We start from the raw sequence: 14,801 nt of genomic DNA, 5'->3' as shown, positions 1-14,801 counted from the left end.
ATGGCGGCCGCGTGGATGGAGCTACGCGCGGGGGATGGCCGCCGGGTCGGCGGGCCACCAACTGGTCAGTTGCGCGAGCATGTGATCCACCCTACGCGCCCGTCGGCCGGCTGGCACGGGGTAACTTGACCGGCGATGAACATTCTCGCGCTCGACCTGGGCACCTCCTCGGTACGCGGGCTGGTGCTGGACGCGGACACCCAGCCGCTGCCCGGTGCCCTGGCCCGCCGCAAGGTCGACCTCGCCATCGGTGATGACGGCACCGGCACGCTGTCCGGTCGGGACTATCTGGCGAGCCTGGTCGAGTGCCTGGACGAGCTGGCCGAATCGGGGCACCTGCACGACGTCGGCCTGGTGGCGGTCTCCGCCCAGTGGCACTCGGTGCTTCCGCTGGACCGCGACGGCGCCCCGTTGGGTCCGGTGGTCACCTGGTTGGACACCCGGCCCGCCCCGGTCGGGCGCACCGCCGGGCCGGCGGACCCGGATGGCTTCCACCAGCGCACCGGCTGCTGGTGGCACCGCTCGTACTGGTCGATGCGGTTGCCCTGGTTGCGTGAGCAGTCCGGCACGCCGATCGCCCGGTTCGTCGGTCTGCCCGAGTACGTGCTGGGCGAGCTGCTCGACACGGCGCCCATGTCGATCTCCCAGGCCTCCGGGACCGGCCTGCTGGACCTGCGCACCCTGCGCTGGGACGAGGAGGCGTTGACGTTGGCCGAGGCGCGACCGGCGGAGCTGCCGCCGCTGGGTGAGCTGGACTGGCACGGCCGGCTGCGGGTCGACCTGGCGCGTCGGTGGCCGCAGTTGGCGCAGGCCCGGTGGTCACCGCCGGTGGGCGACGGTGGGGCGTCGAACGTCGGCTCGGGCTGCGTCGACCCGAGCCGGGCCGCCGTCACAGTGGGCACCTCGGCGGCCGTACGGCTGATGCAGCGGATCCCGGCCGGCGAGCCGATGCCCCGCCTACCCGAACGGTTGTGGCGTTACCGGGTCGACCACGACCACGTGGTGACCGGGGCTGCGTACGCCAACGGCGGCAACCTCTTCGCCTGGGCGGACCGGGAGCTGCGGTTGCCCCGGGGCGCCGAGCTGGACGCGGCGCTGGCGTTGGTGCCGGCGGGCGGCGGCCGACCGGCGAACCCCCGCTTCGGTGGTGACCGGGCGCCCGGGCTGGCGCCGGCGGGCAGCGGTGAGGTGCGGGGCCTGAGCTTCAGCACCACCTCGGTCGACATCCTGGCAGGGCTGATGCAGGGGCTGTGTGAGCTGGTCGCCGGGGATCTCGGGGTGCTGGAGTCCACCATCGACAAACCCGTCGGCGTGGTGCTGGGTGGCGGTGCGGTGGCCGCCTCGGTGTGGTGGCGGCAGGCCTTCGCCACCGCGCTCGCACCGCGGCCGGTGTCGCATCAACGCAACCCGGAGATCGGCGCCACCGGTGCCGCGTTGGTGGCGCTGGGGCGCTTCGGTGACGCGATCGGGCTCGCCGACATCGGCCGGACGGACGAGCTGGTTTTACCGACCACGGCAGGACGTTCCCACCCGCAGTATCCTTCCTGAACCTCGGCCTCGCCCGGGCCGTTGACAGCGGTCCCGAGCCTGGTTGGATGGACTGCGCTCCCCCGACCGCGGTGGACGCGGTAGGACGGAGGAGGCAGGGTGGCGGCAGGTCCCGACCCGGCGAACGGCGCGGTGTCGAACCATCGCCGACGCCGCTTCGACGTCCGAGTCGTTCCGCATCGACGGCGGTCGCCGTTCCGTCTGCGCGACTGGCGGATGAGCACGAAGCTCGCCACGGTGCTGTTGGTGCCGTCGATGGCGTTCCTCCTGCTCGCCGGGGTGCAGACCAGCACGCTGGTGGGGCGGACGACGGCGTTGAACGACTTCTCCAGTCAGGTCGGCATCGGCCGGCAGATCACCGCGGCGGTGCACCAGCTCCAGGAGGAGCGCGACCGCTCCGCGGGGGAGCTGGGTGAGCTGCGGAAGGGTGGTGACCGGCAGGCCACGGCGAACGACCTGAAGCCGTTGCAGGCGGCCACCGACAAGGCCATCGTGGAGCTCAGCCGGGCCGCCGAGCCACTGGCGGACGCGGACGCGTCCTGGCGGGTCGCCTTCTCCGAGGCGTTGGAGACGTACGACCAGGTGGTCGACATCCGCTCGGCGATTCCGCCGGCGGTGCTCAGCACCGAGACCATCCTGGGCAACTACCACCGGGCCGTCGGGGCGCTGCTCGACCTGCTCGCCGAGCCGACACCGGGTCAGAACCAGCCGGCGTTGAACGACGCGGTGCTGCGCTACGTCCAGCTGGCCCGGGTCAAGGAACTCTCCTCCCGGGTGCGGGCCCAGCTCTACGCCGCCGCCCGCGCGGGTGGGTACGGCACCGAGGACCGGGTGACCCTGGCCGACCTGCGCGGTCAGCAGCTCACCGCGCTCGGCGCGTTCCGGGTGGCCGCGACCAGCGAGCAGATCCGCCGCTACGACGAGACGTCGGTGTCGCCGATGTTCCTGATCGCCACCGGGTTGGAGGAGCGCAGCCTGTCCTCCGGCGGCGCGTCGCCGCAGGTGCTGCCCTCGGAGCAGTGGTGGTCGGCCAGCCAGCAGCGTCAGGAGCTGCTGCGCCAGCTTGAGGCGGGCGTGCTCGACGACGCGGTGCGGCAGGCCGAGGAGGCCAGCGCTGATCAGCTGCGGACGACCCTGCTGGTCGTCGGCGGGGTCGTCACGGTCCTGCTGGCCGCCCTGCTCATCTCGTTGCTCATCGGACGGTCGGTCGCCCGGTCGATGCGGATGCTGCGCAGCCAGGCGCTGCAGATCGCCCAGGTGGAGTTGCCGGACGCCCTGGATCGCCTGAAGACCGTCACCGGCGGGGTGCCGCGCATCGACGTGGCGCCGGCGGTGGTCCGCTCGCTCGACGAGATCGGTGAGCTGGCCGAAGCGTTCGTCGCGGTGCACCGCAGCGCGGTCACGGTCGCCGTGGAGCAGGCGTTGATGCGGCGCAACGTCAACGCGATGTTCGTCAACCTGGCCCGCCGCAGCCAGGTGCTGGTGGAGCGTCAGCTGGAGCTGCTGGACGACCTGGAGCGCGAGGAGAGCGACCCGGACCAGCTGGAGAACCTGTTCAAGCTGGATCACCTGGCCGCCCGGATGCGCCGTAACGACGAGAGTCTGCTGGTGCTCGCCGGCACCGACTCGACCCGCCGGTGGAACCGGCCGGTCGGCCTCGGTGCGGTGCTGCTGGCCGCCGCCGCCGAGATCGAGCAGTACCAGCGGGTCCGGATCGAGTCGGTGGCCGACGTGCACGTGGTCGGGCACGCCGTCGGCGAGTTGGTGCACCTGCTGGCCGAGCTGTTGGAGAACGCCACTGCCTTCTCCCGCCCGGACACGGTCGTGGTGGTCACCGCCCGGGTCGAGGCGGGTGCTGCGCTGATCGAGATCGTCGACCGGGGTCTGGGCATGAGCCCGACGGCGCTGGTGCAGGCGAACGAGGTGCTGGCCAGCCCTCCGGCCGCGGACGTCGCGGCGGTGGAGCGGATGGGACTCTTCGTGGTCAGTCACCTGGCGGCCCGGTTGGGCGTCCGGGTGCGGTTGGACGGCGGTGAGGACGGCCTGGTCGCCCGGCTCGCCCTGCCCGCGGTGTTGCTGGCTCCGGCGGGCACCGTGGAGTTGGACGCGCCCCCGTCGGCGCGGATGCTGGCGGCGAGTGCGGCGCGGGGGTTGGTTCCGCAGTCCGGGGCAGGCCGGGAGGCCGCCGCCCCGATGCCGGGCGTCGTGGCGCGGGACCTGCCGGTGGCCGGTCGCCCGCCGGGCGTCGGTGTGCCGCGTCAGGGCCGCCCGATGCCGGTGCGCGCCGAGGACGTGTTGACCCCGGCCGGTGGTCGTGGAGCCGGCGGGGGCTGGTATTCGCGGCAGGGCCCGACCGCGCCGGCGGTGCCCGCCCCGGCGGCTCCGCCGAGCATTCCGGTGACCGCCGGCACCAATGAGCGGGGATTGCCGGTGCGGGTGCCGATGGCGCAGTTGAGCGCTGTCACCCGTTCGGCACAACCGATGACGGCACCGACCCGCACCGACCCGGACCCGGAGGCGGTCGGCGGCATGCTCTCGCGGCTCTACAGCGGAGTACGGCGCGCCGAGGCTGAGGACACCACCGAGATACCCGTGCCACCGTCCGGGGGGCACGACGAAGGGGGACGACGACAGTGACGACGTTGAGCCAGGAGGCGCGTGACCTGAGCTGGCTGGTGAGCGCGTTCGCGGAGCGGGTGCCGGGTGTGGCGCACGCGGTGGTGGTCTCCTCCGACGGGCTGCTGGTGGCGATCTCCGATCACCTGCCGCGTGACAACGCGGACAAGCTCGCCGCGGTGACGTCCGGGCTGATGAGCATCACCGCGGGCGCGGCCTCGATGTTCGACGGCGATGTCGTCAAGCAGACGGTGGTCGAGATGGGCCGTGGCTATTTCCTGGTGATGCAGATCCGCGACGGTTCGATTCTGGCCACGTTGGCCGCCGGTGACGCGGACATCGGTGTGGTGGGCTACGAGATGGCCCGGCTGGCCAAGCAGGCGGGAGAGATGCTCACCCCGGCCCTGCGGGCGGAGTTGCAGCAGGCGTTGCCCCGCTGAGTGGGTCGGCCGAGGCCCGGACGGTCACCGGCTCACCCGAGCCGAGCCGTCCGGGCCCGGCCGTCCGGGTGGCGGCGCGTTCAGAAGCCGCCGTCGGCGATGACGGAGCGGTACCAGGTGGCGGAGTTCTTGAGCACCCGCCGCTGGGTGGCGTAGTCCACGTAGACCAGGCCCCAGCGCTGGTCGTAGCCCTGGTCCCACTCGAAGTTGTCCAGCAGTGACCAGACGTGGAAGCTTTCCAGCGGCACCCCGTCGGCGATGGCCCGGTGTGCGGCGGCGAGGTGGTCGCGCAGGAAGCTGATCCGACCGGTGTCCTGGACGGTGTCGTCCGCGTCCAGAGTGTCCGGTGTGGGCAGCCCGTTCTCGGTGATGGTGAGCGGGATCGGGCCGTAGTCGCGGGTGATCCGGGTCAGTAGGTCGTACATCCCCTCGGGGTAGATCTGCTGCCACTCGGCCTCGGAGGTCGCCCAGCGGTGCGCGGTGCCGCCGTCGGCGGTGACGTAGATCGGGGTGTAGTACTGCACGGCCAGCAGGTCGACCGGCGCGGAGATGGTCTTCAGGTCGCCGTCGCGGATGCCCTGGACCATCCGGCTCTGCGGGCCCAGGTCGGCCAGCAGGTCCTCCGGGTAGCTGCCCTTGAACAGGGAGTCGAGGTAGAGGCGGTTCTCGTAGGCGTCGTAGAGGTGGGCGGCCGCGGCGGCCTGCGGGGAGTCGTCGGCGGGGTAGCAGGGGTGCAGGTTGAGTGCGGGGCCGATCCGGCTGTCGCTGCCGCTGGCCCGCAGCGCGGCGACGGCGAACCCGTGGGCGAGTTGCAGGTGGTGGGCGACGAGGTAGGCGGCGTCCGGGTCCTGCCGGCCGGGGGCGTGGTGGCCGGTGAGGTAGCCGTTCTGCACCACGGTCTTGGGCTCGTTGATGGTGAGCCAGGCCGGCACCCGGTCGCCGAGGGCGCGGAAGACCACGTCGGCGTAGTCGGCGAAGCGGTGGGCGGTGTCGCGTGACTCCCAGCCGCCGGCGTCCTGGAGTGCCTGCGGGAGGTCCCAGTGGAACAGGGTGGCCATCGGGGCGATTCCGCGCTCGTGCAGGCCGTCGAGGAGACGGCGGTAGAAGTCGAGGCCGCGCTGGTTGGGTGTGCCGGTGCCGTCGGGCTGGATGCGGGGCCAGGAGATGGAGAAGCGGTAGCTGCGCAACCCGAGGTCGCGCATGAGGTCGAGGTCCTCGGCGTAGCGGTGGTAGTGGTCGATGGCCACGTCGCCGGTGTCGCCGTTGCGGGTGCGCCCCGGGACGCGGCTGAAGGTGTCCCAGACCGACTCGCCGCGCCCGTCCTCCTTGGCGGCGCCTTCGATCTGGTACGCGGAGGTGGCCGCGCCCCAGCCGAAGTTGTCCGGAAAGCGCAGCGGGCCGGCGGGCCCAACAGGTATCGACATGGATTCTCCTCATGGATACGGGGCCACCGCCGAAAGGTTCGGGAGCGCTCCCATGATAGGGCAGACGCTGCCTGCCGGTCAGCCGGCCGTCAGAACGGCCGGCGCTGGCGGGTGGGCGGCGGATATGACCCCGAGCAGCGAACGAGGCCGTCCGGGCGGCGCGGCGCGCCTGTCCCGTCGGCCTCTTTTCCTATCGTGTACGGGGGTTTAGTGTGGGGACGGGGGAGGGCAACCCCCGTCCCCACCGTAACTGCACACGCACGGGCGGAATTTTGGGTCCTGCCGTGCATGTCGCGCGGGAGCCGGGCCACGCGAGTGGCTCTGGTTCCACCTCCCTCCCTGTGGCGGGGCGATGGCTGACGACGGCGTCCGGGCTGGCCCGTCGTCGGCCCTCGGTCTGGTTCCCTGGGCCCGTCAGAGACGACCCCAGCGATCTTCTTATGGAACCTTGTCGATGGAAGCGCTCCCATCGACCGATGTTGCGACTGTAACGCCCGTCACGCCTTTGTGAAAGACCCAAAACGAGATCGAAACAAGGAGCTGATCCGGCGCTCCGTGCGCTTGTTGTGGGAGCGCTTCCATGGCACACTGTCGATTCGACGCGACACGAGCCACATCGCGTGAGTGCGGGTCCACCGAGGGCAACCGGCAGCACCAGCTCCGGTCACGGTCACCCGATCAGCCGGCGGGACCCCCTCCCGTGCGGGCCGCACCGCCCAACCCCGGCCGGGCCCGGGGAAGACAACCTTCCCGGCGCCTCGACATCCCCGTGGACCACCACCCTCGCGGGCAGGCGCCTCGCCGGGGACCATCCCGGCCTGGTCCGAGGAGACACCGCGCACATGAGACAACTGGCACGACGCCGTCGAGTGGCGATAGTCGCCGCCGCCGCGCTCGCCATCGGCGGGGTGACCCTGCCCGCTGGCGCTGCACAGGCCGCGCCCGCCTGCGACGTGGTCTACGCGACCAACGACTGGAACACCGGCTTCACCGCCAACGTCACCATCAAGAACCTGGGCGACCCGGTCAGCAACTGGACGCTCAAGTGGACCTTCCCGAACAGCGGTCAACGCGTCACCCAGGGCTGGTCGGCCCGGTTCAGCCAGACCGGCAGCGAGGTCACCGCGACCAACGAGTCGTACAACGGCAACCTCGGCACCGGGGCCTCCACCACCATCGGCTTCAACGGCGCCCACACGGGCAGCAACCCGAAGCCCACCTCGTTCACACTGAACGGCACCCCCTGCAACGGCACCCCGGCCAACCGGCCGCCGACGGTCTCCCTCGGCCTGCCGGCCGGGCCGTTCACCGCGCCGGCCGACGTGCCGCTGACCGCCACCGCCAGCGACCCGGACGGGACGATCAGCAAGGTCGAGTTCTACCGCAACGGCCTGCTGATCAACACCGACACCAGCGCCCCGTACTCCTACACCCAGGAGGACCTGCCGGCCGGCAGCTACACCGTCCAGGCCAAGGCGTACGACAACGCCAACGGCATCGGGGTCGACGAGAAGGCGTTCACCGTCGGGGCTGCCAACGGCCCGACGTTGGTCGCCACCCCGTCCGCGGTGAGCGTCGCCGAGGGTGGCAGCGCCACCTTCAACCTGAAGCTCAGCGCCGCGCCGACGGCCAACGTGCCGGTCACCCTCACCCGCACCGGTGACACCGATGTCACGGTCTCGCCGGGCACCGCCACGCTGACCCCGAGCAACTGGAACACCGGGGTCACCGTCACGGTCGCCGCGGCGGAGGACACCGACACCGTCGGCGGCGCCGCCACCATCACCGCCTCCGCCACCGGTCTCGCTTCGCTGGCGGTCAGCGCCACCGAGATCGACAACGACACCCCGGGCGGCGACAACGCCTACACCGCGAAGTTCCTCGAGCAGTACGGCAAGATCAAGAACTCGGGCTACTTCAGCCCCGAGGGCGTGCCGTACCACTCGGTGGAGACGCTGATCGTCGAGGCGCCCGACCACGGCCACGAAACGACCTCCGAGGCGTTCAGCTTCTGGCTCTGGCTGGAGGCCTACTACGGCAAGGTCACCCAGAACTGGGCCCCGTTCAACAACGCCTGGACGGTGATGGAAAAATATATAATTCCGAATCATTCCGACCAGCCAACGGCGGGGTCCGCGGGGACGCCGCAGTACGCCGCGGAGTACAACCTGCCCAGCCAGTACCCGTCGGCGCTGAACCCGAACGTCTCGGTCGGTCAGGACCCGCTGCGCTCGGAGTTGCAGTCCACCTACGGCACCGGCGACATCTACGGCATGCACTGGCTGATGGACGTCGACAACACCTACGGCTTCGGCCGCTGCGGTGACGGCACCACCAAGCCGGCCTACATCAACACCTTCCAGCGGGGCACCCAGGAGTCGGTGTGGGAGACCGTTCCGCAGCCCTCCTGCGACACCTTCGAGCACGGCGGTCAGTACGGCTACCTCGACCTGTTCGTCAAGGACACCGGCGCCCCCGCCAAGCAGTGGAAGTACACAAACGCCCCGGACGCCGACGCCCGCGCCGTGCAGGCCGCGTACTGGGCGCTGACCTGGTCCAAGGCGCAGAACAAGCAGGCCGACGTCGCGGCCACCATCGCCAAGGCCGCGAAGATGGGCGACTACCTGCGGTACGCGATGTTCGACAAGTACTTCAAGAAGATCGGCAACTGCGTCGGGGCGAGCACCTGCCCCGCCGGCAGCGGCAAGGACTCGGCGCACTACCTGCTGTCCTGGTACTACGCCTGGGGCGGCGCGTACGACGCCAGCCAGAACTGGTCCTGGCGGATCGGCTCCAGCCACAACCACTTCGGCTACCAGAACCCGTTCGCGGCCTGGGCGCTGACCAACACCCCGGAGCTCAAGCCGCAGTCGTCGACAGCGGTCGCCGACTGGACCAAGAGCTTCGAGCGGCAGCTGGAGTTCTACACCTGGCTGCAGTCCGCCGAGGGCGGCATCGCCGGTGGCGCCACCAACAGCTGGGACGGTAGCTACGCCCAGCCGCCGGCCGGCACCAGCACCTTCTACGGCATGTTCTACGACGTCGACCCGGTCTACAACGACCCGCCGTCGAACCAGTGGTTCGGCATGCAGGCATGGTCGATGCAGCGCATCGCCGAGCTGTACCAGCAGACCGGCAACGCGAAGGCCAAGGCGCTGCTGGACAAGTGGGTGCCCTGGGCGATCGCCAACACCACCCTCGGCACCAACTGGTCGATCCCGTCGGACATGGCGTGGACCGGCCAGCCGACCACCTGGAACCCGTCCAACCCGCAGCCCAACACCGGCCTGCACGTCGAGGTCATCAGCAAGGGCCAGGACGTCGGTGTCACCGCCGCCTACGCCCGGATCCTGATCGCGTACGCGGCCAAGTCGGGCAACGTGGCGGCGAAGGACACCGCCAAGGGGCTGCTCGACGCGCTGTCGGCCGCCAGCGACGCCAAGGGTGTCTCCACCACCGAGAAGCGTGGCGACTACCGGCGCTTCGACGACGTCTACAACGCGTCCACCGGGCAGGGCCTCTACGTCCCGTCGGGCTGGACCGGGACGATGCCGAACGGCGACGCCATCGCCGCCGGCAAGAGCTTCCTCGACATCCGGTCCTTCTACAAGAACGACCCGGACTGGCCCAAGGTGCAGGCGTACCTGGACGGTGGTGCGGAGCCGAGCTTCAACTACCACCGGTTCTGGGCGCAGGCTGACGTAGCCATGGCGTACGCCGACTACGGCAGCATGTTCCCGAACGGCTGAGACGACCCGGGGTGGGTGGCGTGGACCGCCCACCCCGGGGTCCGGCCCGGGTCCGGGGAACGACGGACCGGGGCTGGCAGACGGCCTGACACCCACGGTCAGGCCGGGGTGGGCCGGCCATCTGGCCGACGCAGCGGATCGGTCGGCCCACCCCACCGCCCGGACTGGAGCCAGCCGCGAAAAAGCCCAGAAATTCGGGCCGTCGCGGGATCACACCGAGGTCCGTGACGGAGTAACGTACGTCACCGGAGAGGCCGCTCCCCCCGTGGCGGCCTCTCCACTTTTTTGCCCCGAGCCCGGCCGTCGCCGATGAGATCAGTTGGGCGGCGCGACCGGGTGACGCAGCCCCGGATGGCCGGCCGGCAGCGAGCGCCGCAGCACCACCCAGCTCAGCGCCAGCGCCGCGGCGACCAGTGGCCAGGTCAGCGCCACCCGGGCCACCACCAGCGCGAGCACCTGCCCACCCAGGTAGAGCGGCACGAACACGGCCAGCCGCAGCAGGTAGGTCACCGTCCACACCCAACTGGCCCGGCCGTACCCGCGCAGCAGTGCCGGGTCGCGCCGCCACCCGGCGCGTTGGCCCAGCACCGCGCCGACCAGCACGCCCAGCAGTGGCCAGCGCACCACGATGCTGACCGCCCACGCCAGAGCGCTCGCGGCGTTGGACAGCACCTGGATCAGAAAGAAGTTCTCGGCCCGGCCGGTGCGCACCGCGATCAACGCCGCGACGCAGACGGCCAACAGTCCGATCAGCACCGAGCGCGGCCGGTCGCCCCGACGTAGCCGTACGCCGGCCACCACCGCGCCCACGGCCAGCGCCGCGCCCACCCCGCCCCACAGCGACTCGCCGCCCAGCACCCAGCCCGCCGCGAACGCCAACGGCGGCAGGGTGGCGTCGATGGCGCCGCGCCGCCCGCCCAGCAGATCCGTCAGCGACTCGGCCCGCGCCGGCCCTCCCGGACCGGTGCCAGCGCCGGCCGGCGCCGGCGCTCCCGGGCCCCGGTCGTCGCTTCCGCGCTGCTCCGGACCGGGTTCGGCCGGGCCGCTGTCGCGCTCCGGTGTTCCGCTCACCACCGCCTCCTCGCCTCCGGCACAACCTAACCGGCGGTTGGTGGCGGGCCACCGCTCGGACCGCCGACACCTGCCGCTACGGTGTGCGGATGCGCGCGACGGCACGGGGTTGGACCGCGGTCTGGTTGGTCGTACTGGCCCTCGTCCAGGCGGCCGCCTTCCTCGCCGTGTGGCGAGTGGCCGTGCACCTCGAGATCGGCCAGTGGGTGGACACTGTCGCCCTCACCGGCAACCGGATCGGGCAGGACACCATCGACGGTCCGGTCGACCGGCTCCTCAACGCGATGTCGGTGGTCTCGCTGCTGGCCGCCACCGCGACGATCGGGTTCATCGCGCTGATCCGGGGACGGATCGCCCTGGCGATCACGGCGACCCTCCTGATCGCCGGAGCGAACGTCACCACCCAACTGCTCAAGTACGGCCTGAACCGGCCCGACTACGGTCTCGACCCGGAACGCGCCGCGGTGGGCAACAGCCTGCCCAGCGGACACGCCACGGTGGCCGCCTCGGTGGCCGTCGCGCTCATGCTCGTGCTGCCGCGCAAGGTGCGGGCCGCCGGCGCCTTCATCGGTGCCGGCTACGCCGCCGCAGCGGGTGTCGCCACCCTCTCCGCCGGCTGGCATCGGCCCAGCGACGCCGTCGCCGCGTACCTCGTGGTGGGGGTGTGGGCGGCGTTGGCGGGGCTGCTGCTGTTGGTCACCCAGCGGGAGCAGGCCGAGATCGCCCCCGGCGACGCGCACCGGGTCGCGGCGCTGGTGCTCGGGCTCGGCGGTGTGCTCGCCCTGGTTGTCTGCGGGCTCTCCCTGTCCTGGCTGCTCGACCTGCGCGGGATCGGGCCGGAGGAGCTGGCCCGCCGCCCCCTCTTCGTCGGGTACGCGGGCAGCGCCGCCGGGATCGCCGGCACGATGGCAGTGGTGATGGCGTTGACGCTCACCGTCGTGCACCGGCTGGTGCCCCGGGTGAAGGGCTGAGCGGGCCGGTGGAGCCGGTCCTCGCGGCGTTCTCCGCCGAGTGCGCGCGGCTCACCGGGGTTCTGGCCGAGCTGGTCGACGCCGACCTCGATCGGCCCACCGAATGCCCTCCGTGGACGGTCCGGGACCTGATCGGACACATCCGCACCGGGGCCGGCCGGCTGACCGACATGCTCGCCGCGCCGGCCCCGGCCCGCGCCGAGGTGGACGCCGCCGGCTACTTCGGCGCCGCGAAGTTCACCGTCGAGGTGGACGCCGACCGGATCGCCGGCGGCCAGCGGGACGCGCCACGGGTGGACCGGACGGCGCTGGCGACCGAGTTCGACAGGGCGTGGCGGGCCACCGAGGCGGCGGTCGCCGCCGCGCCGCCCGACCGGGTGGTGCGAACCCGGCACGGCGACGCGATGCGCCTCAGCGAGTTCCTGCGGACACGGGTCGTCGAGGTGGGTGTGCACGGACTGGACCTGGCCTCCGCGCTGGGCCGGCCGCCATGGCTCACCCCAGCGGCGGCCGTCGTCATCGCCGACCTGCTCACCGGTGGGCGAAAGACACCGGCCGGGTTGCGCTGGGACCGGCTGACCCTGATCCACAAGACCACCGGCCGGGCGACGTTGACCGCTCCGGAACGGGCCGCGATCGACGCGTCCGGCTTCCGCTGGCTCGCCTTCGGCCGCTGAACCCGGGCTCTTGCGGGCCGCGGCCGCTGCTGGCGCTGGCCTGTCAGCTCGCGGAGCGAGGGGCGGGGACGTGCGGGGCGACACCACGCAGGTGCGTCAGCACCACCGGGTCGATCCGCCCCGGCACCAACCGCTCCTCCAGGTTCTCCAACCCGGCCCAGGAGACCAACGCCGCCTCCGTGCCGCCCTCGTGCACCGGATGGCCCAGCGCGCCGAGCAACGCCGCCACCTCGGCGGCGACCGCGCCGCTCAGGTCGAGCAGGGTGGCCGGGTCGGGCCGGCCGAACAGCATGGTGTGCACAGTGAGCAGGCGACCCAGCTCGGCGACCGGGTCCGGATGGTCGTCCACGCGAAGGTCGACCACCACGTCGCTGGTGCCGCCGTACCCGCCGCCGCGCTCGACCACCAGCAGGCCGGCGCTCTGCCGGCCACGCCGGTCGCCGCCGGCCTCGTCGCCGGCCCGTAACGCGGCGACCAGCCGCTCGGCGAACGGCAGTGTCGTTCCCGCCTGCCAGGCCGCGCCGAGGGCGTCGACGACCTCCGGGCCGGTGAGCACGTTGCCCTGCGCGGCCCAGCCGTCACCGGTCCGCCCGCCGGCCCACGGGTGGCAGGCCGGCCCGGTCCAGGTGGCGCCCGAACCGCTGGCCCCCACGACGCCGAGTTGGCGGTGCTCCCGCTCGGGGTCGGCGGCGATCAGCCCGGCCACCACGTCGGCGGCGGCCACCCCGGTCCGCAGCAGGGTGAGGCCCTGCGGGCGGTAGGCGAGGTTGACGTGCGCCTGGGTTGCCAGCGCGCCCACCTCGGCGGCGGCGGCCGGCACCAGTGCCCCGGCGGCGAGGAACTTGCTGGCGACGGCCACGCCGTGCAGGCGGCCGTCAGCGGAGCGGGCGACGAGCGAGAAGGTCACCGGCCGAGAGTAGCCGTCCGCGCCGGCGCGACATCGTCGCGCGACGCTCAGAACGGTGGCGCGGCGGCCTCCGGTGGGGCGCCGTGGGCCCGCCGGACGTCGGCCACCGCGACCGCGCCCAGCACCACCACCCCGACCGCAGTCGCGATCACCCCGGGCAGGTACAGCAGCGGCACCGACGAGGCCACCAGCACCGCGAGGGCGATCCACCGGGACGGGGAGATCCGCCCGAACACCTCGTACTCCAGGCGGGCCCGGCCGGCCAGGAACAGCGCCGGACCGCCGAGCACCATTGTCAGCCACGGCCCCGAGATCCGCTCCAGCGGATGTTCGATGATCAGCTCGTACCCGATCGCGGTGGCAGCGAGACCGATCACCATCAGCAGGTGGGTGTCGGCCGCCGAGCGGCCGATGCTGGCGGGGTGGCGGGCCTTCATCACCGCCTCGCCCAGGATCCGCCCGGCGCGCTGCACGTAGATGCGCCACAGCATGATCGAGGTGGCCAGCGCCAGCGCGAACGCCCACACGTGCCCCGACTCGTACGGCCCCCGGCTGTAAGCGAAACCCGCCACCAGGATCGTCTCGCCCAGCGCGACGAGGAAGAACTGCTGGTAACGCTCGGCCAGGTGCTCCCCGGCGATATCCCACCTGGAGATCGCCGAACGACCCAGGCCGGGCACCGGCCAGCCACAGCGGGCGGCCAGGTATTCGATGACCAACGCCGCCGACCAGGACACCACCTGCCCGTTGGTGCTCAGCATCGCGCCGCTGATCCACAGCACCCCGGTGGCGGCGAAGACCACCGCCATGCGCACCTTCAACCGGCGGTACGGGTGCGGTCCCAGCGCGATCGACAGGATCACCGGCCGGGTCAGCTGCGCGACCACGTACGCCACCGCGAACATCAGCGCGGTCTCGCTGAACGCGCGAGGGACCGCCACCCCCATCACCATGCTGCACACCAGGGCGGTGAGCACCACGGCCTGCAACGACACCCGGTACGGGTCGTACCGGCTGGTCGTCCACGCGGTGCCCTGCCACACCGCCCAGAGCGCGAGCAGCAACAGCAGTGTCTTGCCGCCGCCGGTGACCGTCCCCCAACCGTGCTCGCGGCCCGGTTCCAGGGTCAGATCCTCGAACGCGCGCGCTGAGATCCGGGTGAGCGCGAAGACGTACACAAGGTCGAAGAAGAGTTCCAGGAACGTCGCCCGGCCGGGTGTGGCAGCGGCCGGGACCGGTTCCAGGTGCCCCGCTGCCCTGGAAGCCATGGTCAGCGGCCTGCGCCGTCGGTCCGGTCCACCTCGAATGGGTAGCACTTCCCACCGGGGCGCACGGCTGGAAACCGGCGATTCTGCCCAACCCGGGGATCTTGCTCGGACCCGCGTCAACGGGCACGAT

10 protein-coding genes are annotated in these 14,801 nt (G+C 72.0%); 6 read left to right on the top strand and 4 right to left on the bottom strand.

Annotated features, from left to right (window positions below; genetic code table 11):
- The first annotated feature begins 135 nt into the window (after positions 1-135).
- The 3 genes from IW249_RS32390 to IW249_RS32380 all read left to right on the top strand — a co-directional run bounded on the left by IW249_RS32390 (position 136) and on the right by IW249_RS32380 (position 4,604).
- The gene (locus IW249_RS32390) at positions 136-1,548 is read left to right on the top strand and encodes an FGGY family carbohydrate kinase (protein WP_196924262.1); all 1,413 of its coding nucleotides are present in this window, start codon (positions 136-138) and stop codon (positions 1,546-1,548) included.
- A gap of 99 nt (positions 1,549-1,647) precedes the next feature.
- On the top strand, positions 1,648-4,185 hold the full coding sequence (locus IW249_RS32385) for a sensor histidine kinase (RefSeq protein ID WP_196924261.1): 2,538 nt from the start codon (positions 1,648-1,650) through the stop codon (positions 4,183-4,185).
- Entirely contained in the window at positions 4,182-4,604 is a 423-nt protein-coding gene (locus IW249_RS32380; protein ID WP_088988684.1) for a roadblock/LC7 domain-containing protein, read from the top strand. Before IW249_RS32385 ends, IW249_RS32380 begins: the two co-directional genes overlap by 4 nt.
- 80 nt (positions 4,605-4,684) lie before the next feature.
- Here the strand turns inward: IW249_RS32380 and IW249_RS32375 are convergent, their stop codons facing one another.
- Complete coding sequence (locus IW249_RS32375) at positions 4,685-6,028, bottom strand: GH1 family beta-glucosidase (RefSeq protein WP_196924260.1); 1,344 nt, start codon at positions 6,026-6,028, stop codon at positions 4,685-4,687.
- A gap of 842 nt (positions 6,029-6,870) precedes the next feature.
- On the opposite strand from IW249_RS32375, the gene IW249_RS32370 reads away from it, so the two are divergent.
- Entirely contained in the window at positions 6,871-9,777 is a 2,907-nt protein-coding gene (locus IW249_RS32370; protein WP_196924259.1) for a glycoside hydrolase family 48 protein, read from the top strand.
- A gap of 315 nt (positions 9,778-10,092) precedes the next feature.
- Here IW249_RS32370 and IW249_RS32365 read toward each other — a convergent pair whose 3' ends face one another.
- Positions 10,093-10,701: a DUF3159 domain-containing protein gene (locus IW249_RS32365; protein ID WP_231394571.1), complete on the bottom strand. Its 609-nt coding sequence runs from the start codon at positions 10,699-10,701 to the stop codon at positions 10,093-10,095.
- Positions 10,702-10,931: 230 nt separating this feature from the next.
- Between IW249_RS32365 and IW249_RS32360 the strand changes: the two genes are divergently transcribed.
- Together IW249_RS32360 and IW249_RS32355 are read left to right on the top strand one after the other, a co-directional pair.
- Positions 10,932-11,819: a phosphatase PAP2 family protein gene (locus tag IW249_RS32360; protein WP_196924257.1), complete on the top strand. Its 888-nt coding sequence runs from the start codon at positions 10,932-10,934 to the stop codon at positions 11,817-11,819.
- A gap of 8 nt (positions 11,820-11,827) precedes the next feature.
- Positions 11,828-12,496 (top strand): maleylpyruvate isomerase N-terminal domain-containing protein, encoded by a 669-nt coding sequence (locus IW249_RS32355; RefSeq protein WP_307788781.1) that lies wholly within the window; start codon positions 11,828-11,830, stop codon positions 12,494-12,496.
- Between the two features lie 43 nt (positions 12,497-12,539).
- Here the strand turns inward: IW249_RS32355 and IW249_RS32350 are convergent, their stop codons facing one another.
- Positions 12,540-13,403: a DUF1028 domain-containing protein gene (locus IW249_RS32350; protein ID WP_196924256.1), complete on the bottom strand. Its 864-nt coding sequence runs from the start codon at positions 13,401-13,403 to the stop codon at positions 12,540-12,542.
- A 47-nt stretch (positions 13,404-13,450) separates the two neighbouring features.
- A complete protein-coding gene (locus tag IW249_RS32345; RefSeq protein WP_196924255.1) occupies positions 13,451-14,671 on the bottom strand; it encodes a low temperature requirement protein A in 1,221 nt (406 codons plus the stop codon).
- Between the last annotated feature and the right edge of the window lie 130 nt (positions 14,672-14,801).

The sequence above is a fragment of the Micromonospora vinacea genome (assembly GCF_015751785.1).
GTDB lineage: Bacteria > Actinomycetota > Actinomycetes > Mycobacteriales > Micromonosporaceae > Micromonospora > Micromonospora vinacea.
The sequence above is the reverse complement of the archived record's forward strand: the minus strand, read 5'-3'. Positions and strand labels throughout refer to the sequence as shown.

What these genes read in the sequence shown, in the direction of transcription:
- IW249_RS32390 (WP_196924262.1), top strand. Translation starts at nt 136, where the DNA reads ATGAACATTCTCGCGCTCGACCTGGGCACCTCCTCGGTACGCGGGCTG.
- IW249_RS32375 (WP_196924260.1), bottom strand. Translation starts at nt 6,028, where the DNA reads ATGTCGATACCTGTTGGGCCCGCCGGCCCGCTGCGCTTTCCGGACAAC.
- IW249_RS32345 (WP_196924255.1), bottom strand. Translation starts at nt 14,671, where the DNA reads ATGGCTTCCAGGGCAGCGGGGCACCTGGAACCGGTCCCGGCCGCTGCC.
- IW249_RS32370 (WP_196924259.1), top strand. Translation starts at nt 6,871, where the DNA reads ATGAGACAACTGGCACGACGCCGTCGAGTGGCGATAGTCGCCGCCGCC.